This window comes from Pantoea sp. MHSD4 (assembly GCF_021043305.1).
Taxonomy (GTDB): Bacteria; Pseudomonadota; Gammaproteobacteria; order Enterobacterales; family Enterobacteriaceae; genus Pantoea; species Pantoea eucalypti.
In genome coordinates this window covers 1,078,047-1,100,540 of sequence record NZ_JAJNDH010000001.1, presented here as the reverse complement: position 1 = coordinate 1,100,540, position 22,494 = coordinate 1,078,047, and the positions used below count along the sequence as shown (strand labels likewise).

General features: G+C 56.2%; 22 protein-coding genes. 10 read left to right on the top strand and 12 right to left on the bottom strand.

The window, feature by feature from the left end; genetic code table 11:
* Window positions 1–6: 6 nt before the first annotated feature.
* From xdhC to guaD, 4 genes are read right to left on the bottom strand one after another with little or no spacing between them, the layout of a single operon-like run.
* Window positions 7–783, bottom strand: a complete 777-nt coding sequence (xdhC, locus tag LQK91_RS05060; RefSeq protein WP_105099173.1) for a xanthine dehydrogenase accessory protein XdhC — start codon at window positions 781–783, stop codon at window positions 7–9.
* Window positions 770–3,136 carry a xanthine dehydrogenase molybdopterin binding subunit gene (xdhB, locus tag LQK91_RS05055; RefSeq protein ID WP_105099172.1) on the bottom strand — a complete coding sequence of 789 codons (2,367 nt, stop codon included), beginning with the start codon at window positions 3,134–3,136 and terminating at the stop codon, window positions 770–772. Before xdhB ends, xdhC begins: the two co-directional genes overlap by 14 nt.
* Window positions 3,126–4,568 (bottom strand): xanthine dehydrogenase small subunit, encoded by a 1,443-nt coding sequence (xdhA, locus tag LQK91_RS05050; protein WP_105099171.1) that lies wholly within the window; start codon window positions 4,566–4,568, stop codon window positions 3,126–3,128. Before xdhA ends, xdhB begins: the two co-directional genes overlap by 11 nt.
* Entirely contained in the window at window positions 4,565–5,893 is a 1,329-nt protein-coding gene (guaD, locus tag LQK91_RS05045; RefSeq protein WP_105099170.1) for a guanine deaminase, read from the bottom strand. Before guaD ends, xdhA begins: the two co-directional genes overlap by 4 nt.
* Window positions 5,894–6,294: 401 nt before the next feature.
* On the opposite strand from guaD, the gene ydfG reads away from it, so the two are divergent.
* Window positions 6,295–7,041: a bifunctional NADP-dependent 3-hydroxy acid dehydrogenase/3-hydroxypropionate dehydrogenase YdfG gene (ydfG, locus tag LQK91_RS05040; RefSeq protein WP_039660213.1), complete on the top strand. Its 747-nt coding sequence runs from the start codon at window positions 6,295–6,297 to the stop codon at window positions 7,039–7,041.
* A gap of 31 nt (window positions 7,042–7,072) precedes the next feature.
* Here ydfG and LQK91_RS05035 read toward each other — a convergent pair whose 3' ends face one another.
* Window positions 7,073–7,399, bottom strand: coding sequence for a YnfA family protein (locus LQK91_RS05035; protein ID WP_033743086.1), 327 nt, complete (start codon window positions 7,397–7,399; stop codon window positions 7,073–7,075).
* A gap of 273 nt (window positions 7,400–7,672) precedes the next feature.
* On the opposite strand from LQK91_RS05035, the gene LQK91_RS05030 reads away from it, so the two are divergent.
* Both LQK91_RS05030 and LQK91_RS05025 read left to right on the top strand, forming a co-directional pair.
* Window positions 7,673–7,996, top strand: a complete 324-nt coding sequence (locus LQK91_RS05030; RefSeq protein WP_003853649.1) for a DUF1283 family protein — start codon at window positions 7,673–7,675, stop codon at window positions 7,994–7,996.
* A 45-nt stretch (window positions 7,997–8,041) separates the two neighbouring features.
* Window positions 8,042–8,338, top strand: coding sequence for a DUF1161 domain-containing protein (locus LQK91_RS05025; protein WP_105099169.1), 297 nt, complete (start codon window positions 8,042–8,044; stop codon window positions 8,336–8,338).
* 39 nt (window positions 8,339–8,377) lie between these two features.
* Here LQK91_RS05025 and LQK91_RS05020 read toward each other — a convergent pair whose 3' ends face one another.
* The gene (locus LQK91_RS05020; protein ID WP_105099168.1) at window positions 8,378–9,844 is read right to left on the bottom strand and encodes an MDR family MFS transporter; all 1,467 of its coding nucleotides are present in this window, start codon (window positions 9,842–9,844) and stop codon (window positions 8,378–8,380) included.
* 392 nt (window positions 9,845–10,236) lie between these two features.
* Between LQK91_RS05020 and LQK91_RS05015 the strand changes: the two genes are divergently transcribed.
* From LQK91_RS05015 to osmV, 4 genes are read left to right on the top strand one after another with little or no spacing between them, the layout of a single operon-like run.
* Window positions 10,237–10,953 carry an ABC transporter permease gene (locus LQK91_RS05015; RefSeq protein WP_003853657.1) on the top strand — a complete coding sequence of 239 codons (717 nt, stop codon included), beginning with the start codon at window positions 10,237–10,239 and terminating at the stop codon, window positions 10,951–10,953.
* 17 nt (window positions 10,954–10,970) lie between these two features.
* Window positions 10,971–11,882, top strand: coding sequence for a glycine betaine ABC transporter substrate-binding protein (locus LQK91_RS05010; protein WP_008925216.1), 912 nt, complete (start codon window positions 10,971–10,973; stop codon window positions 11,880–11,882).
* Window positions 11,883–11,891: 9 nt separating this feature from the next.
* The gene (gene osmW, locus LQK91_RS05005; RefSeq protein WP_003853661.1) at window positions 11,892–12,539 is read left to right on the top strand and encodes an osmoprotectant ABC transporter permease OsmW; all 648 of its coding nucleotides are present in this window, start codon (window positions 11,892–11,894) and stop codon (window positions 12,537–12,539) included.
* Complete coding sequence (gene osmV, locus LQK91_RS05000) at window positions 12,539–13,675, top strand: osmoprotectant ABC transporter ATP-binding protein OsmV (protein WP_003853663.1); 1,137 nt, start codon at window positions 12,539–12,541, stop codon at window positions 13,673–13,675. The genes osmW and osmV overlap by 1 nt, the downstream gene beginning before the upstream one ends.
* 283 nt (window positions 13,676–13,958) lie before the next feature.
* Here the strand turns inward: osmV and LQK91_RS04995 are convergent, their stop codons facing one another.
* The 4 genes from LQK91_RS04995 to LQK91_RS04980 form a co-directional block, all read right to left on the bottom strand.
* Entirely contained in the window at window positions 13,959–15,335 is a 1,377-nt protein-coding gene (locus tag LQK91_RS04995) for a nucleobase:cation symporter-2 family protein (protein WP_105099167.1), read from the bottom strand.
* 180 nt (window positions 15,336–15,515) lie between these two features.
* Entirely contained in the window at window positions 15,516–16,214 is a 699-nt protein-coding gene (bioD, locus tag LQK91_RS04990) for a dethiobiotin synthase (protein WP_008925219.1), read from the bottom strand.
* 113 nt (window positions 16,215–16,327) lie between these two features.
* On the bottom strand, window positions 16,328–17,545 hold the full coding sequence (gene mlc, locus LQK91_RS04985; protein ID WP_003853668.1) for a sugar metabolism global transcriptional regulator Mlc: 1,218 nt from the start codon (window positions 17,543–17,545) through the stop codon (window positions 16,328–16,330).
* A 130-nt stretch (window positions 17,546–17,675) separates the two neighbouring features.
* Window positions 17,676–18,569 carry a LysR family transcriptional regulator gene (locus tag LQK91_RS04980; RefSeq protein ID WP_003853669.1) on the bottom strand — a complete coding sequence of 298 codons (894 nt, stop codon included), beginning with the start codon at window positions 18,567–18,569 and terminating at the stop codon, window positions 17,676–17,678.
* A gap of 95 nt (window positions 18,570–18,664) precedes the next feature.
* Here LQK91_RS04980 and LQK91_RS04975 point away from each other — a divergent pair, with 95 nt between their 5' ends.
* The 3 genes from LQK91_RS04975 to LQK91_RS04965 all read left to right on the top strand — a co-directional run bounded on the left by LQK91_RS04975 (window position 18,665) and on the right by LQK91_RS04965 (window position 21,804).
* Window positions 18,665–19,915, top strand: coding sequence for an MFS transporter (locus LQK91_RS04975; RefSeq protein WP_105099166.1), 1,251 nt, complete (start codon window positions 18,665–18,667; stop codon window positions 19,913–19,915).
* Between the two features lie 157 nt (window positions 19,916–20,072).
* The gene (locus LQK91_RS04970; protein ID WP_105099165.1) at window positions 20,073–20,333 is read left to right on the top strand and encodes a hypothetical protein; all 261 of its coding nucleotides are present in this window, start codon (window positions 20,073–20,075) and stop codon (window positions 20,331–20,333) included.
* Between the two features lie 286 nt (window positions 20,334–20,619).
* Window positions 20,620–21,804, top strand: coding sequence for a sugar transporter (locus tag LQK91_RS04965; RefSeq protein ID WP_003853676.1), 1,185 nt, complete (start codon window positions 20,620–20,622; stop codon window positions 21,802–21,804).
* Between the two features lie 77 nt (window positions 21,805–21,881).
* On the opposite strand, the gene bhsA (LQK91_RS04960) is transcribed toward LQK91_RS04965, so the two are convergent.
* Both bhsA (LQK91_RS04960) and bhsA (LQK91_RS04955) read right to left on the bottom strand, forming a co-directional pair.
* Window positions 21,882–22,139 (bottom strand): multiple stress resistance protein BhsA, encoded by a 258-nt coding sequence (gene bhsA / locus LQK91_RS04960; RefSeq protein ID WP_105099164.1) that lies wholly within the window; start codon window positions 22,137–22,139, stop codon window positions 21,882–21,884.
* A gap of 37 nt (window positions 22,140–22,176) precedes the next feature.
* The gene (gene bhsA / locus LQK91_RS04955; protein ID WP_003853680.1) at window positions 22,177–22,434 is read right to left on the bottom strand and encodes a multiple stress resistance protein BhsA; all 258 of its coding nucleotides are present in this window, start codon (window positions 22,432–22,434) and stop codon (window positions 22,177–22,179) included.
* Window positions 22,435–22,494: the final 60 nt, after the last annotated feature.

The window sequence follows — 22,494 nt, the reverse complement described above, 5'->3', positions numbered from 1 at the left end:
CACAACTCAGGTGATATGTTGCTGATAAACGCAGATAATTTCACCGGCAATCGCCACCGCAATCTCGGCGGGCAGCTTGCCTTTAACATCCGGCAGACCAATCGGGCAGCGCAGGCGCGCCAGTGATTCGCTCTGAACGCCCTTGCCTGCCAGCCGGTAGCGAAAACGCTGGTTTTTCGTCGCCGAACCGATTAATCCGGCATAGCGGAAATCCCCGCGTTTCAGTACCGCTTCACACAGTTCAAAGTCCAGCGGATGATGGTGGGTCATGATAATAAAGTAGCTGCCCGCAGGCGCCTGCGCCACGCAATCGAGCGGATCATCGGGCTGCCAGGTCACTACGCCCGCAGGGACGCTGGAAAATTGCGCCGGACGGCTGTCAATCCAGTTTATGTGACAGGGTAACGTCGCCAGCAGGTTAACCAGTGCCTGTCCGACATGACCTGCACCAAACAGAAATATCTCCGGCTGCGCCTGCAGCAGCGGCTCAAACAAAATCTTCGTTTTGCCACCACAGCATTGTCCAAGCCGCGCGCCGAGGCTGAAATCTTCGGTATGTGGCGCGGTCGCCCCATCCTGCAGCATCGCCCTGGCCTGGGCGATACACGCAAATTCCAGATGACCGCCACCGATGGTGAGAAAACTCTCCTGCTGTGTGACGACCATTTTGCTGCCGCTGTCACGGGGCACCGAACCGTGCTCGCTAAGCACGGTAATCAGCACGCAGCTTTGCCGTTTTTCACGCAACTGGTGAAGCACGCCTATCCAGTCATGATAGATCATCAATGGCTCCCGACAGACGCTGCACGCCCCAGAAGATGCGCTCCGGTGTAGCGGGCGCATCCAGCAACGGATGCTGGCGGTAATCCGCCACGCTGGCGACCGCATCCTGCAGCGCACACCAGGCAGCTATCCCTAACATAAACGGCGGTTCGCCAACGGCCTTGGAGTGGAAGACCGTGTCTTTCGGGTTTTTGCGGTTCTCCACCAGTGTGACCCGCAGATCCGCCGGCACGTCACTGATGGCGGGAATTTTATAGCTCGCGGGACCGTCGGTCAGCAGCTGACCTTTGTCATTCCACACCAGCTCTTCGCAGGTGAGCCAGCCGACACCCTGGACAAAGCCTCCTTCGACCTGACCGATGTCGATGGCCGGGTTCAGCGAGGCACCAACGTCATGCAGGATGTCGGCGCGCAGCAGGCGGGATTCGCCGGTTAAGGTGTCGATGACGACCTCGCAGCAGGCCGCGCCATAGGCGTAGTAATAGAATGGCGTGCCGCGCCCGGCAACGCGGTCGTAATGAATGCCTGGTACGCGATAGTAGCCGGTGGCAGAGAGCGGCACCTGATTCAGCCACGCCAGTTTCGCCACCTCAGCGAAGGTGTAATGTTTTTCTCCGGCACGTACCACGCCATTGCGGAAGCTCACCGCCGCTGCGTCGCACTGATGCAGTTCGCAGAGCATGGCGGTCATGCGATCGCGCAGGATTTCAGCCGCATTCTGCGCCGCCTTACCGTTGAGGTCAGCACCGCTGGAGGCCGCCGTAGGCGAAGTATTGGGCACTTTACCGGTGTCGGTGGGGGTAATCTGGATATTATCGGTCTCTATCTGCAGTACTTCGGCGACAATCTGGATCACCTTGGTGTTCAGGCCCTGGCCCATCTCGGTGCCGCCATGATTCAGCTGCACCGTGCCATCGGTGTAAATCAGGATCAGCGCGCCCGCCTGATTAAGGAAGCTGGAGGTAAATGAGATGCCAAATTTTACCGGCGTCAGCGCCAGACCGCGTTTCAGTAGCGAACTGCGGGCGTTAAACGCCGTGATTTCCGCGCGACGCGCCTGATAGTCGCTGCTCTGCTCCAGCTGTTCGGTAATCTCATCCAGCAGATTGTCCTCGACCTGCTGGTGGTAATGGGTGATGTTGCGATCCTGCTTGCCATAATAGTTACGCTTGCGCAGCGCCAGCGGATCCAGCCCACGGTGGCGGGCGATGTGATCCATGATCTGTTCAATCGCCACCATACCCTGCGGTCCTCCAAAACCGCGATAGGCGGTGTTGGAGGCGGTATTCGTGCGGCAGCGATAGCCCGTGACCAACGCATCGCCGAGGTAATACGCATTATCGGCGTGGAACATGGCGCGATCGACAATGGATCCGCTCAGATCCAGCGAATAACCGCAGTTACCGGCCAGATCGATTTTGATGCCACACAGCCGGCCATCCTCCTCAACGCCTGCCTCGTAACGCACAAAGAAAGGATGGCGCTTGCCGGTCACGCGCATGTCGTCGCGGCGTGAGAGTCGCATCTTTGCCGCCCGCCCCGTCTGACGGGCTACGATGGCGCAGAGACAGGCGACACCGGCGGCCTGCGTCTCTTTGCCACCAAAGCCGCCGCCCATACGGCGCATATCTATCGTCACCTTATTCAGGCTGATGCCCATGACTTCCGCCACCAGCTTCTGCACTTCCGTGGGGTTTTGGGTGGAAGAAAAGACCTGCAGCTGCTGATCTTCACCAGGGATGACCATTGCCGTCTGGGTTTCCAGATAGAAATGCTCCTGGCCGCCAATATGAAACGACCCGCTCACCCGATGCGGCGCACGCGCCAGTGCCGCGTCCACATCACCGCGCTGATGGATGTGCGGTTCCTGTACAAAGCTGCCCTGCGCCAGCGCCTGCTCTACATCCAGCAGCGGTTCCAGCACCTCATATTCGATCACCGCTGCGGCCGCGCCAAGACGTGCAGCGTCAGGGGAGTCCGCCGCGACGGCAATCACGATCTGCCCCAGGTACTCGACTTTGTCATGCGCCAGCAGCGGATCGCCCGGCTCCAGCGGCCCGACATCATTGATGCCCGGCACATCCTGCCAGGTTAATACGCTGACGACACCCGGCACGGCATAACAGGGCTGCACATCAATATTCACGATGCGCGCATGCGCGTGTTCACTCAGACGCGGGCAGAGATGCAGTAAACCCGGCAACTCCGGTTTATCGTCGATAAAATGCGCCTCGCCAGAGACATGTTTCTCCGCGCTTTCATGGCGGTTACTCCGGCCTACGCCGCTCTGTAAATCGGCGGCATACTGGGCCTTGATGACCTCTTCGTTGAGTTCCGGGCGGTTATGAGACATAGCGAGAGACCTCAAGGCAGGTGATTTCGCCGTTATGGCGATGCCAGTAGCGGCGAAGCAGGTTACGGGCGACCTGCAGACGGTAGTCACTGCTGGCGCGAAAATCGGAAAGCGGCTGGAAATCAGACGCAAGCGCGGCAGCGGCAGGTGACACCGTCACGGAATTCAGTGGCTGACCCATCAGCGCCTGTTCACAGTGGTGGGCGCGTTTTGGCGTCGCCGCCATACCGCCAAAGGCGATGCGGGCACCACTCACCACGCCCTGTTCGATTTGCAGGTTGAAGGCAGCGAAGACGGCGGAGATATCATCATCCAGCCGTTTGGAGACTTTCCAGGCGACAAAATCAGGTGACACCGTCACTTTATCAATGCGAATTGCGCGGATAAACTCCCCTTTTTCCAGCTGTGTCTGCCGATAGCCGGTAAAGAACTGGTCCAGCGGCAGGCTGCGTTGTTCTTCACCGCGCTGCAGCAGCAAACTTGCATTGAGGGCCAGCAGCACCGGCGACGCATCGCCTATCGGGGACGCATTAGCGATATTACCGCCCAGTGTGCCCTGCAGACGAATTTGCAGTGAGGCAAACCGCTGCAGCATCTCGCTGACACCAGGAATGCGGGTGGCAAGAAACTCACTGACCTGCTGCAGTGAGGCACCTGCACCCAGCAGGTAATGATCGTCAAATTCACTGCAGACCTTAAGCGCGGCCACCTGCTCCAGCGCAATCAGCAGCGGTATTCTCTTATGCTGCTGGGTAATCTGCAGGCTGAGGTCGGTACCACCGGCAATCAGTTTCGCATCGGGATGCGCCAGGTAGATCTCTGCCAGCTGAGCCGGCGTTTTGGGCAGGAAACAACGGCGGCCTTCACCGTCTATCTCCTGCATGTCCGGGGTAGCCAGCGCCTCCAGCCGCTGCACGGTGGCGGCGGCACTGTGATCGAACTGGTCAGTAACCGGCTGGGAGCAGAGCTGTTCTGCGGCAGCCATAATGGGCCGGTAGCCGGTGCAGCGGCAAAGATTACCGGCCAGCGCCGTTTCCGCCTGATGGCGATCCCAGCCCGCTGCGTTTTTTTGCAGGCTGAACAGCGACATGACAAAACCCGGCGTGCAGAATCCGCATTGTGAGCCGTGGCAGTCGACCATCGCCTGCTGCGCCGGGTGCAGTGCACGACCGTGACGCAGATCCTCTACGGTGATCAGCTGTTTGCCCTGTAATGACGAGACCAGCGTCAGACAGCTATTGACCGTTTCATACTGCATCTCACCCCTGACGGCTTTTCCCAGGGTGACACTGCAGGCGCCACAGTCACCAGTAGCGCAGCCCTCTTTGGTACCAGGACGATGCTGACGGATGCGCAGATAGTTGAGCACCGTAAGATTGGGGTCAAGTGCCTCTTCCCTGACCAGCTGGTTGTTTAACAAAAACTCAATCATGCGGCTTGCTCCTGTGCGTCGCGCTGCCAGACCGGACGACCATTTACCCAGGTCTGGGCAATATTGCGATCGTCGCCTAGCGTCATTAATACAAACAGCTTTTCCCAGATATCTTTGCTATTGCCAATACGCAGCTGCTGCAGCGCAGAGACTGCCGGATCGAGCACGACAAAATCGGCTTCTTTGCCGATGTTAAAATTTCCGATGGCGTGGTCGAGATCCAGTGCACGCGCTCCGCCCAGCGTGGCGTGATAAAAGGCTTCAGCGGCGCTGAGCCGGTAATGCTGCAACTGGCCTACTTTGTAAGCCTCGCCCAGCGTCTGCAGGATATTAAAGGTGGTGCCCGCGCCGACATCCGTGCCGATTCCCACCTTCACGCCCTGCTGCCAGCTGCGTTTAATGTTAAACAGGCCGCTGCCGAGGAAGAGGTTTGAGGTGGGACAGAAAGCAATAGAAGAATCGGTATCGTGCAGACACTGCCACTCTTTATCGTCCAGATGCAGACAGTGCGCGAAGACGCTGCGACGCCCGGTTAGCTGGTGATGATGATAAACATCCAGATAGCCCTCACGCTCCGGGAACAGCGCTTTTACCCAGGCCACCTCCTGTGGATTTTCACTGAGATGGGTATGCAGCCAGGTATCCGGAAATGCCTGGCGCAGCTGCTGCACTTTTTCCAGCAGTTGCGGGGAGGAGGTCGGCGCAAAACGCGGCGTCAGGGCGTAGCTCAGCCGTCCACGATTATGCCAGCGCTCAATCAGCGCCCGTGTCTGCTGGTAGCTCTGCTCCGGGGTTTCGGTAAGATTGTCGGGCGCATTGCGATCCATCATCACTTTACCGGCAATCAGCCGCATGTTCAGGGCTTCTGCGGCACTGAACAGCGCCTCCACCGATTGCGGATGGACAGTACCAAACACCAGTGCGCTGGTAGTGCCATTTGAGAGCAGCTGATGCAGGAAAAAGGCGGACATTTTGGCCGCATGGTCAGGACAGTGATACTGCGCTTCAACCGGAAAAGTGTAGTGATTCAGCCACTCCAGCAGCTGTTCGCCGAACGCACCAATCATCTCTGTCTGTGGATAGTGAATATGCGTATCGACAAAGCCAGGTACGATCAGTTTGCCGCGCAGATCGGTAATCGGATGGCCTGCCAGCATCGCCTCGCTGTTCTCCCAGCTATCCAGCCCTGCTACGCGTCCGTCACGCAGCAACAGCACCGCATCTTCCAGATAGCGCGCCTTACCGGCCAGGTCGTCGGGCTGATCCACGACACCAGTAAAGTCAAAGAAGCTGGCGCGAATCGCCGTGTCGGTTGCTGATAGCATGGGTTGTCCTTTCTGAAAGCGCGATAGAATAGTTGCAGGGAAATCTCCTGTTATAGCCTTGCAACCTGCGTGCCAGAACTGGTGAGCCGTAAAATCCTTATAAATCAATCAAATAAATCATTTACTGCCTGTTGCGCAACATAAATCACCACAGATGGTTTAGCAACCGTTTGCGGAACGGAGGCAAACGGTTGCGACTCAATTTTATGTAAACTGATCATTCTGAGTATGGCCTGCCGGAGGGAAACGTGCCCTTTTTAGGTGCAGCCTGCCCTGAAAAGGCGCAGTCAGTTAACCGGTAAATTCCATTTACAGGCCTGGCGATTTTTCAACGCGCAGAAGCGGAAATGAAATGCTATGGTGAAGTCATCGACTCTGAAAATGGCATAAGGAACAGTGAGATGATTATTTTTGTCACCGGCGCGACCGCCGGTTTTGGTGAAAGCATCACCCGCCGCTTTATTGAGAATGGTCACAAAGTCATTGCCAGCGGACGCCGCGCCGAGCGTTTAAAAGCGCTGAAGGAGGAGCTGGGCGAGAATCTTTATACGGTGCAGCTGGATGTGCGTAACCGTGCCGCCATTGAAGAGATGGTCATGCACTTACCGGCAGAGTGGCGCAATATTGACGTACTGGTTAACAACGCCGGTCTGGCGCTGGGGATTGAACCTGCGCACAAAGCCAATGTTGAAGACTGGGAAAACATGATCGACACCAACACCAAAGGCCTTGTTTACATGACCCGCGCCCTGCTGCCCCACATGGTAGAGCGCGATGTCGGCCACATCATCAACATTGGCTCGATTGCCGGTAGCTGGCCTTATGCCGGCGGCAACGTGTATGGTGCAACCAAAGCGTTTGTCCGTCAGTTCAGCCTTAACCTGCGAACCGATCTGCACGGTACGGCACTGCGCGTCACCGATATCGAGCCCGGCCTTGTCGGCGGCACGGAGTTTTCCAATGTGCGCTTTAAAGGCGATGATGACAAAGCGGGCCAGGTCTATGAAGGCGCAAAGGCTTTAACACCCGAAGATGTGACAGAAGCGGTCTGGTGGGTTGCCACGCTGCCTAAGCATGTCAACATCAACAGTCTCGAAATGATGCCGGTCAGCCAGACGCTGGCAGGCCTGAAAGTCCATAAGCCTTAAGCCTCTGCAGCGCCAGTCCGTCCGGCTGGCGCTATCCGCGTCCCCAGCCCATCACGATGATCAGCATGCCGCTGAAGGCGATCACTGCCCCGCTCCAGTCCCACGCGCTTAGCTTCACGCCATCCACTACCCGCAACCAAAGCAGCGCAGTCAGCACATAGACGCCACCGTAAGCAGCATAGACCCGTCCACTGGCGGCAGGATGCAGGGTCAGCAGCCAGACAAACAGCGCAAGACTCGCCGCTGCAGGCAGTAACAGCCAGGCTGAGCCGCCTTTTTTTAGCCATAACCAGGGCAAAAAACAGCCGATGATCTCCGCCAGCGCGGTAATAAAAAACAGCAAGGCGGTTTTAATCAGCACCCTAACCTCTCCTGAACGTAAACAAATGACTCACCACTGGTGAGCGAAGAAACGGCGATGATATAATAAGAATCTCTGTCATCGGGCTATTTTATTTTTAGCCTGAACCCGGGCAGTGCTCACCATCACCACGCGTATATGCCGGATTGCTTCGCGCTTTCCCTGTCCGGACTTACAGCAACAATGACGGCTGGTGGGCCAGGCTTAAAGCATACCCGCTGCAACAGACGTCCCGGAAGGCGATGTTTGCGTTAACTTAAGGATATTGTGATGAAAAAAATGATCCCTGCCGTGCTGTTGGTTCTGATCTCCTCTGCGGCATTCACTGCCAGTGCGAATACGAATCGTCTGATCATTGAAGATGGCAGCACCGCGCTAGGCAATGAAGCGGCGCGCCAGGATAAAGAGCAATGGAATGACACGCGCATGCTGCGTAACAAAGTGAACACCCGCGTCGAAAAAGAGTTTGATAAGGCCGATCGCGCCTATGACACCCGCGACAAATGCGAGCAGAGCCTTAATCTCAACGCTTACTGGGAACCCAACACCCTGCGTTGCCTGGACCGCCGTTCAGGTCGCCCGGTTGCGCCGTAATTTTGAGCTATAGTAATGACGGACGACTAACATAAGGAAGACGTGATGAAGATACAGAGGGTTTTGTTAAGCGCGGCGTTTTTAGCTCTGCCGCTGATGGCACAGGCATCCTGTGAGTCGGTGAAAGCCGATATCAGCCAGAAAATTATTCAGAACGGTGTGCCTGAGTCAGGTTTTAGTCTCGACGTCGTCGCCAACGATCAGGTTGATCAGGCGGGCGGTCAGGTCGTCGGACATTGTGAAAACGACACACAAAAGATTGTTTATAAGCGTACAGGCCGTGACGAGGAAGCCAGTGTCCCCGCCAGTGCCGGCAGTTCACAGGACTCGCCTGCTCAGTAGTCAGCGTCACATCAGGGCGACATCCTGTCGCCCTGCCTGCTAGTCCGCCTGTTCCGGCCGCTGACGTGGCATCATCCAGGCCACACCCACCGCAAACAGCGCAATCACCAGTGCCACCACAAATACCCAGTGCAATGACGTCGCGATGGACGCAACCATCTGTTGCAGCGTTTCCGGCGGCAAATGCTGACGACTGGATTCTGACATAATCTGCTGCACCGGATCCTGTACCTGTTGCAGTCGCCATTGCAGATTCAGATTCAGCACTGCGCCCATAATCGCCGTTCCCACCGCCGAGCCGATCATCCGGCTGAACATGATTGAAGCGGTGCAGATGCCACGAATCTGATAGTCCGCCTGATTCTGCACAGAAACCAGGAACGTGGTGCTGGTCATCCCCATGCCAGTCCCGATCAGAAACGCCGTAAAGCCCGCCTGATAGAGAGAGCTTGCGGGCTGTAAGAACAGTAGCAGGGCGCTGCCCGTCACCAGCAAGAGCGCGCCAAGCTGTGCGGTAAAGCGGTAGGAGGTGTGCAGCATCAGTCTGCCGCTGAGGGTACTGGCCAGCGGCCAGCCAATCGACATCATCGCCAGCACACTGCCCGCCTGCAACGGTGAGCCGCCGCGGATCCCCTGAATCCAGGTGGGTAAAAACGCGCTGATGCCCATCATGGCCGCCCCGATAATCAGATTGCCCGCATTACCCGCCACGATAAGCCGGCTGCGCCAGATGATCAGCGGAAACAGCGGTGCTGCTGAACGTTGCTCATGGCATTTAAGCTGCCAGCCCGCAAACAGCGAGAACATCAGAAACGGCACCAGCCAGATGCCCAGCTGTTCTGCCTGCAATAGCGCCACCAGCAGGGCCGTCACGCAGAGCATCAGCCAGCCGCTTCCTGCCAGATTCAGCGGCTGTGATTTCTCCTCCTTCTGGTGCGACGGTAGCCAGCGCGCCAGCATCAGCATGCTCATCAGGCCAATCGGCAAGTTAACCCAGAAAATCACCGACCAGCTAAAGTGCTGCACCAGCCAGGCCCCGGTCAGTGGCCCGACGATGGCCGCCACACCCCAGACGCTGGAGAGCCAGCCCTGCACGCTGGCCCGTTCGCGCGGTGAATAGATATCCGCCACGATGGTCGAGCTGAGCGGCATAATCGCGCCCGCGCCCAGGCCCTGAAATGCCCGGAACAGGATCAGCCAGGTCATCGTATGGGCAAACCCACACAGCACCGATCCCACCAGGAAGATGGCGGTCCCGACAAAAAACATCGTTTTGCGCCCCACCATATCCGCCAGCCGCCCATAGAGCGGTACGCTGACCGCCTGAGTCAGCAGATAGATGGAGAAGACCCAGCCAAACTGCGAAAAACCGCCAAGGTCAGCAATGATAGTGGGCATTGCGGTAGCCACAATCGTCACTTCAATGGCCGCCATAAACATCGCCAGCATGCAGGCAATTAAGATCCAGTGGCGATGTCCGGTCTGGAGTTGTGCGCTTTCAGTCATAGGGTTCCTTTTTTTATCTGCAAGGCTAGCTCAAAAACAGCCAGTGCAGTTTCCCGCGCGTGCGCATCTTTTGCGTCATCTGTGACGTTGTCACCAAATGTCGATGAATTTTTTTTATTGTCGCATTAACCCAGCGGCTATGCGGCTTTAACACCATTTTAACCTGTTTCTATCTGCCTGATATATGGCTTAAAAGCTGGCTTGTGCAAAAAAGGCCTGCTATAGCATTACCCCATCTTATTCGGTATTCGCTGAAAAAGAGTGGGTAAACAGTCATTTTATCTACATTTTATCGCAGTTTCGGTTTTGGGTGCGGTGGCAGTTTTTGTCGCGCCTGTCGGACTGTTTATGGTTGTTATAACAAATGAGATCGTCATCAGGGAGATTCTCCTATGCAAAATGCTTCACTGGCCCAACGCGCCGGTCTGGCAGTGCTTGCAGTGGTCGCGGTGATCGCAGCACTGATCTGGGGCTTAGGCTGGGATCAACTGGTCGCACGTAAAGTCGATCTGCTCTATCTCGGGCAGCAGCACCTCTTCTTAGTTTTCTGGTCAATGTTGTTCGCTCTGCTGGTCGGTATTCCCAGCGGCATCCTGCTCAGTCGCCCGTTTGCGCGTCGCTGGGCAGAATATGTGATGCAGATTTTCAATGTGGGAAACACACTGCCACCGCTCGCGGTGCTGGCGCTGGCGATGGTAATCATCGGCATTGGCGATCGTCCGGCGCTGATTGCGCTGTTTCTGGCGTCATTGCTGCCCATCGTTCGAAACACCTTCTCTGGCCTGAGCGCGGTTCCTCCGTCGCTGATTGAGGCCGCCAACGGCATCGGCATGACCAAATGGCAACGTCTGCGTCAGGTTGAGCTGCCCAACGCCCTGCCGGTCATTCTCGCAGGCGTGCGCATCGCCACCGCCATCAACGTCGGTACCGCTCCACTGGCCTTCCTGATTGGTGCCAGCAGCTTTGGTGAGCTGATCTTCCCGGGCATCTATCTGAATGACTTCCCGACACTGATTCTGGGCGCCGTTGCCACCGCACTGGTGGCACTGGTTCTGGATATGCTGCTGGCCGCACTGGGCCGCTTTCTGAGTCCGCATGCTGCGGCCTGACCACAAGGAGCTTTGTAATGCTAACGAAGTGGATTAAGAAAAGCGTTGTCGCGCTGACTGCGACGCTGCTGCTAAGCCAGACGGCGCAGGCTGCCACCCCGCTGGTGATGGCAACCAAAAGTTTTACCGAGCAGCATATCCTGTCCGCGATGACGGTGCTGTGGTTGCAGAAGAAAGGTTTTGAGGTGGTCCCTAAACGTAATATCGCCACTACCATTGGTCGTAATGCACTGCTGAACAAGCAGATTGATATGACCTGGGAATATACCGGCACCTCACTGATTATCTTCAACCATATCAACAAGCCGATGTCTTCGCAGCAGGCCTATGAAACGGTCAAAAAGCTGGATGCAAAGCTGGGACTGGTTTGGCTTAATCCGGCACCGATGAACAATACCTATGCCTTTGCCATGACCCGTGAGCGGGCCGAAAAAGAAGGCATCACCACCCTCTCGCAGCTGGTTGCGAAAATTGAGCAGGTGCGGAAATCTGACCCGGATCATAACTGGCGTCTGGGGCTGGATCTGGAGTTCGCCGGTCGTTCTGACGGCCTGAAACCCCTGCAGAAAACCTATAACCTGGCGCTCGATCGGCCGCAGATCCGCCAGATGGACCCGGGTCTGGTTTACAACGCCATTCGCGATGGATTCGTCGATGCCGGTCTGATCTACACCACCGATGGACGGGTTAAGGGCTTCAACCTGAAAGTGCTGGAGGATGATAAACACTTCTTCCCGAGCTACAACGTGACGCCGGTCGTGCGTCAGGATGTGCTGGCGAGCCATCCGGGGCTGGATACCGCGCTTAATCAGCTTTCTGCTCAGATCACTGATGAGGCGATCACAGAGCTGAACAAGCGGGTCGATATCGATCATGAGTCACCGGAAAACGTGGCGCGTGATTTCCTTCAATCCAAAAACATGCTGTAAGGAGGCACTGTGGATACCCTTCACTACATCATGGATAACTGGAGCACCCTGCTCACCCTGAGCTGGCAGCACAGCTGGCTGGTGCTGGTGGCGGTCGGCCTGGCCATTGTGATTGGCGTGCCGCTGGGCATTCTGATCGTGCGTGTCAGATGGCTGGCAACGCCGATACTCGGTATCGCTACCGTGGTGCTGACCATTCCTACTATTGCGCTGTTTGGTCTGATGATTCCGGTCTTTTCGCTGATCGGTCAGGGCATCGGCGCGCTGCCAGCGATCACCGCGGTGTTCCTCTACTCACTGCTGCCGATTGTGCGCAACACTCACACCGCACTGGAGAATCTGCCGGATGGACTGCGTGAAGCGGGCCGTGGCATCGGCATGACCTTCTGGCAGCGTCTGCGCTGGGTTGAAATCCCGATGGCGCTGCCGGTGATTTTTGGCGGCATCCGTACCGCCGTGGTGATGAACGTTGGCGTGATGGCGATTGCTGCCGTCATTGGCGCGGGCGGTCTGGGCCAGTTGCTGCTCGATGGGATCAGCGGCAGTGATATTCGTATGTTGATTGCCGGGGCACTGATGATTTGTCTGCTGGCTATTTTTCTTGACTGGCTGCTGCACCGTTTGCAGCAGGCGCTGACTCCAAAGGGGATTCGATAATGATTACGCTGGAAAACCTGACGAAAACCTTTACCCAGAAAAACGGCACCACTAACAAAGCCGTCGATAACGTCAGCCTTCACGTACCTGCCGGTGAGATGTGTGTGCTGCTGGGGCCATCGGGCTGCGGTAAGACCACCACGCTGAAAATGATTAACCGTCTGATCCCCGCCACCAGTGGCCGCATCCTGATCAACGGTGAAGATACCAGTACCCAGGACACCACCACTTTGCGTCGCAACATTGGCTATGTCATCCAGCAGATAGGCCTGTTCCCCAACATGACCATCGAGGAGAACATTACTGTAGTGCCACGCATGCTGGGCTGGGACAAGAAGCAGTGTCGTGAACGTGCCACTGAGCTGATGAGCATGGTCGCGCTGGACCCGACTAAGTTCCTGCATCGCTATCCGCGTGAGATGTCCGGCGGTCAGCAGCAACGTATCGGCGTGATTCGCGCCCTGGCCGCGGATCCACCGGTGCTGCTGATGGATGAGCCGTTTGGTGCCGTTGACCCGATTAACCGCGAAGTGATCCAGAACGAGTTCCTCGACATGCAGCGCCAGTTGAAGAAAACCGTGATGCTGGTGAGCCACGACATCGATGAGGCGCTCAAGCTCGGCGACCGCATCGCCGTCTTTGGTCAGGGTAAAATCGTGCAGTGCGCCAGCCCGGATGAGTTGCTGGCGACTCCGGCCAATGATTTCGTTGGCTCGTTTGTGGGTCAGGACCGCACGCTTAAGCGTCTGTTACTGGTGCAGGCGGGAGACGTGACCGATCAGCAGCCGACCATCACCGTGCGCCGCTCAACGCCACTGGATGAAGCCTTTGGCACCATGGATGAGAACGATATGCGGTCGATTACCGTGGTCGATGAGGATGGTAAGCCGCTGGGCTTCGTGAAGCGTCGCGAGGCGCGTAACGTGAGTGGCCGTTGTGAAGAGAAGCTGCACACCTTTAAGGTCACCGGTAAAGCGGAAGAGAACCTGCGCGTGGTGTTGTCCAAACTCTATGAGCACAATACAGTCTGGATGCCAATAGTCGATGAAGAGGGTCGCTACAGCGGGGAGATTTCGCAGGATTACATCGCGGATTACCTCAGCTCGGGTCGAACCCGTCGTCGTCTGAATCCATAATGTCGTAATAGTGATATAAGTCAGAAAAAGGGCCGCTCTGGCCCTATTCCCCTCGCCGACTCCATCTTAAAGCCAGTTAAGTCACGGCGTATTATGACTGTTAATTTATTACCAGCTCAGGGAGCTTACGCCCTCCGCAAAGACGCAAACCACGCCATCCCTGGCGGGCTCAGCGCGGACCATCCCTGGTCCGCGATGCTTTGCTACTGGCGTATGCTCCCATCGCTTTGAATTTCTGAGCCGTCTGTCAGAGCAACTTCAGCGGTTGTGCGTTATTCAGCTTTTAACTTTCAGTCAGTGTTTCCGCCTCAACCTCTTCCACGGCAGATGCCTCGTCTGGCAGTACCAGATTGAGCATAATCGCCAGCATACCGCCGGTCGTTACCGCATGACCAAACAGACTGTTAATTAGCGGTGGGAACTGCTTCAGTACCTCCGGCACCGCTTCCACGCCAAGACCAATCCCGAATGAAATTGCGACAATCAGCATCTCACGGCGGCCCAGCGGCGTCTGTGTCATCACCCGGATACCCGCAGCGACGACGCTGCCAAACATCACAATAGTGGCTCCGCCAAGGACTGGCGGCGGGATCTGCTGCAGCAGCGAGCCAACAAAAGGAAAAAGCCCCAGTAGCGCCAGCATAATGCCTAAGAGCATGCCTACGTAACGACTGGCAACGCCCGTCATCTGGATAACCCCATTATTTTGCGCAAACGTGGTGTTAGGAAAGGCGGAGAAAACCGCCGCCAGCACACAGCTCAGGCCATCAGCGACAATACCGCCCTGCAGCCGCTGCTGAAAAGGCTTGCCAGCGATGGGCTGCTGTGAAATCAGGCAGTTGGCCGTGAGATCCCCAACGGCTTCAATTACGGCAATGACCGACACGAGTGCAATCGGCAGAAAGATAGTCCAGTCAAAGGCGAAACCAAACCGGAAGAAGGCTGGCAGTACCATCCAGCTGCTCTCCGGCGCGACGTGCAGTTGTAAATGTCCGGTTAAGACTGCCGCCACGCATCCCACCGCGATGCCGGCCACCACTGCCACCAGCCTTGCCCAGCGGTTGCGCGAACGGTTAAGCGCCACAATCACCAGCAGCGTCAGCGCTCCCAGCGCCAGATTCCCCGGCGAACCAAAATCTGTGGCGTTGTGACCGCCAGCCCAGTCGGTGATGCTCACCTTGATCAGGCTGATGCCGATGAGAGTAATCACTGTGCCGGTCACAACCGGCGTCAGGACTTTGCGCAGTGAGCCCACACAGCGGCTAATCAGAATCGGAATCAGCGCTGCCACCAGGTTGCAGCCAAACAACATCGCCATAATCTCTTCTGGCGATCCGCCGCGCCCTTTCACCATCAGCCCACCGGAGAGAATCACACCGAGAAACGCGAAACTGGTGCCCTGCAGGCAGATCATGCCCGCGCCAATGCCATAAAAGCGTCTGGCCTGCATAAAAGTGCCTAACCCTGAAACAAACAGCGACATGCTTATCAGATAAGGAATGTAGGCATTTAATCCCAGAACTGAACCAATAATCAGCGGTGGCGTGATAATCCCCACTACGCTGGCGAGCAGATGTTGCAATGCGGCCAGAAACGCCGGGGCGGGACCAATGCGGGCCTCAAGCCCATATAACAAACCTTTCTCGTGCGAATGCGACATGATGATACTCCGGCTCACTGTGATAAGCGGAGTTAATGCATTTTTTGCGCCATGACGTTGTTGTTTCGCGTTAACTGCGTCAGGCCATTCAAATATAAACAGAAATTTTTGCAGAGAGTCGAAAACGAGCCTGAAACTTTAGGCTCACTCCCGACTCAGATGACTTGTTTTGTTTCATAATCAGGCGATCTTTGCACTCACAGCGTGCAAACTGTCCGGCTCCAGCAGGGAAATATCGATATAAGGTGTGAGGTCGCGTTGTTCGGCACGCGGTAAATAAGGCAGTTCGCCCAGCAGCGGTGCGCCGATTTTTTCGCGCAGAATCCCGATAATGTCGCTGTAGTGCGCCAGTCCTGGGTTAATACGATTGCCTACCCAGCCCAGCAGCGGGAGACCATCCTGCGCAATTGCTTCTGCCGTCAACAAGGCGTGACTGATGCAGCCCGACTGGATGCCGACCACCAGCACCACCGGCAGTTGCTGCTCAACGACCCAGCAGGAGAGCGGACGGCCATCGTTCATCAGGCTGCGCCAGCCGCCTGTGCCCTCAACGACCACGCGACTGGCCTGCTGCATCAGGCGGGTTAAGCCCTGAGTCAGCAACCCATAGTCGATGATCTGCGCGGGATGGGTGCAGATCTCCTCTTCCTGGAAAACCAGCGGATTGATTGCCTGATAAGGCAAGTCGATGGAGGACGCGCTTTGCAGAACCTGTGCATCTTTGTTACGCAGGCCATCCGGGGTTTTAACCGCACATCGCGCGATAGGCTTATAGCCGACTGCACTGTGTCCGGTCTGTATAAAACTTTGCAACAGGGCGCGTGACACCACCGTTTTGCCCACTGCGGTATCGGTGCCGGTAACAAATAATCTGTTCACTCAACTTCTCCTCTAAAACCGTTGCGATTAATCAGGGATTAACCTTGCTGCGAAACGGCATTTTAAGGAATGAAGGAGGGGAACAGATTGCGTTAGCGCAAGTTCAGGTCTGCTTAACCTTGCAACAACTTCACTAACAGATGTCCGTTATAGAGGGCGTCTTTGATTAGCGCGGCACCGCCCAGTGTTCCCGGCTCGCTAAATTCAGTGGGTGCCAGCTCAATACTCGCGCTGTAAGCGGGCAGTGACTGCTGCAGAATCGTATTGCTGACCGCCGGAAACAGCACATCAGCGGCGGCATTGAGCGGAGAACCTATAAGAATATGTTGTGGATTGAAGATGTTGACCATCATCGCCAGGATCCGGCCAACGTGGTGCCCGACGCTGGCAATGGTGTCGCGCGCCAGACGGTCGCCCGATTGCGCGGCCGCGCACAGTGACTGAAGCGTCAACGGCTGGTTGTTGAGCAGGCTGTCAGGCTGGGCTGGCAGACGCTGCGCTGCCAGCGCGAGCAGACTGCCGGTACTGGCTACTGTCTCCAGACAGCCATGATTACCGCAGTAGCACTGCTGACCATAAGGGTCTATCTGGGTATGGCCGATTTCGACCAGTGCCCTGCCACTTTTGTGCAGCAGCTGACCGCCACTGATCACGCCAGCACCGACGGTTTCATCAATCACAATCTGAATAACGTCCTGCGCACCGCGTGAGGCGCCAAACAGCGATTCCGCCAGCGTCCAGGCTGAAATGTCGTGCTGCACAAACACCGCTAAGCCGGTTCGCGCTGCCAGCGCATCGCCCAGCGGCATATCGCGTACCGCATAACCTGGCAAACGATGCACCACGCCGGAGGCGGCGTTAATCAGTCCTGGCAGGGTGATAGCGATAGCCGTCAGGCGTTCCAGCTTCTTTTGATGACGAATGAAAAAAGCATCGACCTGTTCTATTAGCGCGGAGAGTAATGGCTGAGCAGATTCATCAGGCAGCGGCAGGCTGTCTTCTGCCAGCGCCCGACTGCTGAGATCGCGCAGCGTGAAGGTCATTGCGCCGCGATGCAACCGAATCGCCAGATAGTGCCAGGCATCGGTGTCCAGTATCAGGCCAATCGCCGGACGGCCACGACTGCCGGGGTCCTGGTACTCGGTCTCCTGCACCAGATGCGCATCCAGCATTTCACGCACAATTTTGGTGATGCTGGCCGGCGCGAGCTGGGCACGGCGGGAAAGTTCGATACGCGAAATGGGACCGTAGCGATCAATTAATCGATATACGACACCTGCATTGGTCTGCTTAATCTGGTCAATGTGGCCAGGTTGACTGTCCGGATTCACAACCCTGCTCCCGGTTATTTTCGCGCTTCTAAATAAACATGCGCCATGGTGAGGCAGATCAGGCAACAGCGTCAAATATTTGATTAGAAATGTGATTTATCGCACAAATTGATGCGGTGACAGGCAGGGTTCAGCGCTGCTTCTCCTGCAGCAACGCCATCATGTGCTGCATCTGGGCATTTAATTCACGTCCTGCAGACCAGACCAGCCACAGCTCTGAAATGGCATCCTCTTCCGTTAACGGCAGCCAGACCAGATCGGCCAGCCGCGCCCGCCGGAATGAGGCGGGCAGAATGGATACGCCCAGACCGGTTGCGACCAGCCCCAGGATGGTCATCGCTTCACCCACTTCCTGCGTGATATAGGGCTTGATGTGATAGCGGTGCAGCAGCGCCAGAATATCGCTGTAAAGCGCGGTGCCGCCCTGAGGATCGAAGAAGACAAAGGGTTCAGCCGCCAGCGCAGTCACCGAAATTTTTTCGGCGCCCGCCAGCGGATGGGCCTTATGCACCACGGCATAGAGCGGCTCACTCAGCAGCAACTGATGCCGCAAATCGGCCGGCAGCGGCGTATTGCGCATCACTCCAAGATCAAGCAGTCCTTCGTGCAACGGGACCAGTTGCTGACGGGTGTTGATCTCCTGCATCTTTATATGCACCTGTGGCCAGCGCTGACGAAACCGGAACAGTGCATCTGAGACCACCGCGGTAAACGGCGCCGAAGAGGTAAAACCAATTCTTAACTCTCCCTCTTCGCCACGATGCAGTCGGGCTGCGCGGTCAGACGCCTGCTCAACCTGTAAAAGAATCGCACGGGCATCACTCAGTAATTGCTCTCCGGCTGCGGTAAGTTGCACGCTGCGGTTGGTGCGATTAAATAGCCTGGCACCCGTTTCCGTTTCGAGCTGCATTATTTGCTGGCTGAGCGGCGGCTGGGAGATATTCAGACGCAGGGCTGCCCGCCCGAAATGTAACTCTTCGGCAACCGCAATAAAGTAGCGCAGGTGACGCAGCTCGATATTCATATTTTAAACGTCTTATTTGAGATTATTAATATATTAGACATCATAATTCCACTTTCCTATGCTGACCACTGGTTTTCTGACTGAAAGGATGATGTGTGAGTCGCTCAATACAGGCCGCCGTGGATGAGAGTGCGGTGTCTGCACCTCCAGAATCTGCGGCAGCTTCAGGATACATTCGCCGTGGAACGCCCGCGTTTATGCGGGTGACGCTGGCACTCTTCTCGGCCGGACTGGCCACCTTTGCCCTGCTCTACTGTGTGCAGCCCATTCTGCCAGTCATGTCACAGCAGTTTGGGGTTTCTCCGGCGACCAGCAGCCTTTCGCTCTCCATCTCTACCGGTCTGATGGCGCTGGGCCTGCTCGTGACCGGCCCACTCTCTGATGCCATCGGGCGTAAATCGGTGATGGTGACCGCCCTGATGCTCGCCGCCATCTGTACGCTGATCTCGGCCACGATGACCAGCTGGCACGGCATTCTGATCATGCGTGGGCTGATGGGCCTGTCGCTTAGCGGCGTTGCGGCGGTGGGCATGACCTATCTCAGTGAAGAGATAGATGCACGGGTCGTTGCCTTTTCCATGGGGTTGTATATCAGCGGTAATTCCATAGGCGGAATGAGCGGGCGTCTGCTGAGTGGTGTCCTGACCGACCTCTTCTCATGGCGGATCGCTGTGGCGGTAATCGGCTGTTTTTCGCTGGCCTCCGCGCTGATGTTCTGGAAGATCCTGCCCGCATCGCGTCATTTCAGACCCATCACGCTGCGCCCGCGTAATCTGTTAATTAACTTCCGGCTGCACTGGCGCGATCCAGGCCTGCCGTGGTTGTTTGCCGAAGGCTTCCTGCTGATGGGCGCCTTCGTCACCCTGTTCAACTACATTGGCTATCGTTTACTGGACGCGCCCTGGCATCTCAGTCAGGCCGTGGTCGGGTTGTTATCCGTGGTCTACCTGACTGGCTCATGGAGTTCGCCTAAAGCGGGTGCGCTGACCAGCCGCATTGGGCGCGGGCCGGTAATGCTGGGCGCGACAGCCATCATGTTACTGGGCCTGCTGGTAACGGCCTTTAACTCCCTCTGGCTGATCCTGCCTGGGATGATGCTGTTCACTGCCGGTTTTTTTGCTGCTCATGCCCTTGCCAGCGGCTGGATCGGTCCCCGGGCGCGTCGGGCGCGGGGACAGGCTTCCTCGCTTTATCTTTTCAGCTATTACGTGGGTTCCAGCGTGGCGGGTACGCTGGGCGGTCTGTTCTGGCATAACTTCGGCTGGAGCGGTATTACGCTATTTATCAGCGTCCTGCTGATACTGGCGTTAGCGGTTGCCTGGCGTCTGCACAGTAAAAAACTCTGACAGCCTGCACGTTTGCCAGGCCCCGCCGGGTCTGGCGAACCGCCTCCAGAACGTTTGATTCAGATCCACAACAAACAAAGTGCGCGTTTCCCGCTATAATCATTTTATTGTCGTAATTCATCAGTTTTGCCTTTCAGCACGGCAACAAGGAACGCCTGTGGCTCTCTACTATTACGTTAATAAACAATCAGTATATAACGATAATCATGTTGTCCACGCTGCGGGTTGCCCTCATCTTCCCGACATGGATAACAGACTGTTTCTGGGCAGTTTTTACCACGTGAACGCCGCTATTCTTCAGGCGAAAAAATATTATGTGGGTGCAATAGGCTGTGAAAATTGCTGTCCGCTCAATCATACGACCCATCCGGCAGCTCAGCTCAGTGTGGCCCTGAAGCACACGCCAACGTCGCGTTAAGCGCAGGGCTTTTAACCGTGATGGTGTTCTCTCCGGCGTGCTGCTCCGTCACATTTTGCTTATAGATTATGCTGCTGCACAGGATCTCCTTGCGTTGTCGCGGGTAATAACCTCTGGCTATCGCCCGGTGCCAGGGCGATAAAAAAAATTCAGTATTAAAAGCGCGTTATCAGGTTTCTCTTCCCGGTTTATTGACTACAATAGCGGTTAATTTTGTGACGCAGGTCACTTTCACTGGGTGTGTCTGCCACATCCACATTCGCTATTCTGACTGGCTTGACTCCTCATGCAATCAACAACTGTTTCACGTAAGACTGCCTGGCTACGCGTGGTATTGCTGGCTATTGCTGCGTTTGTCTTCAATACCACCGAATTTGTCCCGGTTGGCCTGCTGTCCGACATTGCCGCTGACTTTTCAATGCCGACGGCTGATGTCGGGATCATGCTGACTATCTATGCCTGGGTCGTCGCGCTGCTCTCACTGCCGCTGATGCTGCTAACCCGTAATATCGAGCGACGCCTGCTGCTGGGCGTGCTATTCCTGATTTTCATCGTCAGCCATATACTTTCAACCGTCGCCTGGGATTTCCGCTCGCTGATGGTGTCACGTGTGGGCATCGCCCTGTCTCACGCGGTGTTCTGGTCGATTACAGCCTCACTGGCGATCCGCGTTGCGCCAGCCGGTAAGAAAACACAGGCACTGAGTATGCTGGCGACCGGTACCGCGCTGGCAATGGTCCTGGGCGTGCCGATTGGGCGTGTGGTCGGTCAGTATCTTGGCTGGCGTACCACCTTCGGCGCGATTGGCCTCTCGGCGCTGGTGCTGATGATTATGCTGGTGCGGATCCTGCCGCGCCTGCCGAGTGAGCATACCGGCTCGCTGAGCAGTGTGCCGATGCTGTTTCGCCGTCCCGCGCTGGTCAGCATGTATCTGCTGGTGACGCTGGTGGTGACCGCGCATTACACCGCTTACAGCTATATCGAGCCGTTTATGCAAAATGTGGCGCACTCCAGCGGCAATTTTACGACCCTGCTGCTGTTGCTGTTTGGTTCAGCGGGTATTGTGGGCAGCGTGCTGTTCAGTACCCTCGGCAATAAATTCCCTTCCGGACTGCTTATTGCCGCCATCGCACTGATAACCCTTTGTATGGGGCTGCTGATTTTTGCTGCCGTCCGACCTGCCGCTATTTCAACACTGTGCGTTGTCTGGGGCATGGCAATGATGATGATTGGACTGGGTATGCAGGTGCGGGTGCTGTCACTGGCACCCGATGCCACGGATGTGGCAATGTCGCTCATGTCAGGGATTTATAATATCGGGATTGGCGCAGGTGCGCTGCTGGGGAATCAGGTCAGTCTGCATCTGAGCATGGCGGAAGTCGGGAACGTCGGCGGGATGATCGGGCTGGTGGCGTTACTCTGGTGTATTTACATCTTCCGTCGTTATCCCCAGTTGCGGAGCAACGGATAAGGCTGTGACTTAAGAATAAAAAAGGCTTCAGATAAGTGGGTTTATCTGAAGCCTGTTTATGAATATTTATCGTGCTTTTACTTATAAAGAATGGCTGTGCCATGCAGGTTGTTGTTGCCAGAGGTCGAAGTGATGCGGAAAGACTTTGCCCCGACATCGCTGGCCTTTTCTGACAGTTGCTGCTCCAGCGAGGTCAGATTAGAACTGCCCGTCGCGCTGATGACACCGATTTTTTGCGCATCAGGCGGTGTACTGCTGACCTGCTGAGCCGCGACACTGGCAAATGAGATGCTGCTTAGCAAAGCCGCTGTCACCATCAAGCTAATACGTTTCATAACAAATCCCCTCTCACTGATTCTGTCGACACCCGATTTACTGATAAATCACTGCCGTGCCGTGCAGTTTGTTCTGGCCGCTGGTTGAGGTGATACGGAACGATTTCGCACCCGCTTCATCCGCTTTAGCACTCAACTGTGATTCAAGGGAGGTCAGGTTAGTGCCGCCCTGTACAGAGATGGTGCCGACTGGCTGCTGATTAGAGGGTTCGCTGGTGACGAGGTCAGCGGCATATGCGCCAAAAGTCAGAGTGGTAAGTGCCAGTGCTGCCAGGGTGGTTTTAATGGTTTTCATCATCTTCTCTCTATTCGGTAGTTGAATTTGGTTGGTCTGAATTAGGTTGTCGCTATTTAA

Coding starts and splice junctions, on each gene's coding strand:
- bhsA (WP_105099164.1), bottom strand. CDS start 22,139: ATGAAACGTATTAGCTTGATGGTGACAGCGGCTTTGCTAAGCAGCATC.
- guaD (WP_105099170.1), bottom strand. CDS start 5,893: ATGCTATCAGCAACCGACACGGCGATTCGCGCCAGCTTCTTTGACTTT.
- LQK91_RS04965 (WP_003853676.1), top strand. CDS start 20,620: ATGCAATCAACAACTGTTTCACGTAAGACTGCCTGGCTACGCGTGGTA.
- bhsA (WP_003853680.1), bottom strand. CDS start 22,434: ATGAAAACCATTAAAACCACCCTGGCAGCACTGGCACTTACCACTCTG.
- LQK91_RS05030 (WP_003853649.1), top strand. CDS start 7,673: ATGAAAAAAATGATCCCTGCCGTGCTGTTGGTTCTGATCTCCTCTGCG.
- LQK91_RS05025 (WP_105099169.1), top strand. CDS start 8,042: ATGAAGATACAGAGGGTTTTGTTAAGCGCGGCGTTTTTAGCTCTGCCG.
- LQK91_RS04995 (WP_105099167.1), bottom strand. CDS start 15,335: ATGTCGCATTCGCACGAGAAAGGTTTGTTATATGGGCTTGAGGCCCGC.
- LQK91_RS04980 (WP_003853669.1), bottom strand. CDS start 18,569: ATGAATATCGAGCTGCGTCACCTGCGCTACTTTATTGCGGTTGCCGAA.
- LQK91_RS05020 (WP_105099168.1), bottom strand. CDS start 9,844: ATGACTGAAAGCGCACAACTCCAGACCGGACATCGCCACTGGATCTTA.
- LQK91_RS05015 (WP_003853657.1), top strand. CDS start 10,237: ATGCAAAATGCTTCACTGGCCCAACGCGCCGGTCTGGCAGTGCTTGCA.
- osmV (WP_003853663.1), top strand. CDS start 12,539: ATGATTACGCTGGAAAACCTGACGAAAACCTTTACCCAGAAAAACGGC.
- xdhB (WP_105099172.1), bottom strand. CDS start 3,136: ATGTCTCATAACCGCCCGGAACTCAACGAAGAGGTCATCAAGGCCCAG.
- xdhC (WP_105099173.1), bottom strand. CDS start 783: ATGATCTATCATGACTGGATAGGCGTGCTTCACCAGTTGCGTGAAAAA.
- xdhA (WP_105099171.1), bottom strand. CDS start 4,568: ATGATTGAGTTTTTGTTAAACAACCAGCTGGTCAGGGAAGAGGCACTT.
- LQK91_RS05010 (WP_008925216.1), top strand. CDS start 10,971: ATGCTAACGAAGTGGATTAAGAAAAGCGTTGTCGCGCTGACTGCGACG.
- ydfG (WP_039660213.1), top strand. CDS start 6,295: ATGATTATTTTTGTCACCGGCGCGACCGCCGGTTTTGGTGAAAGCATC.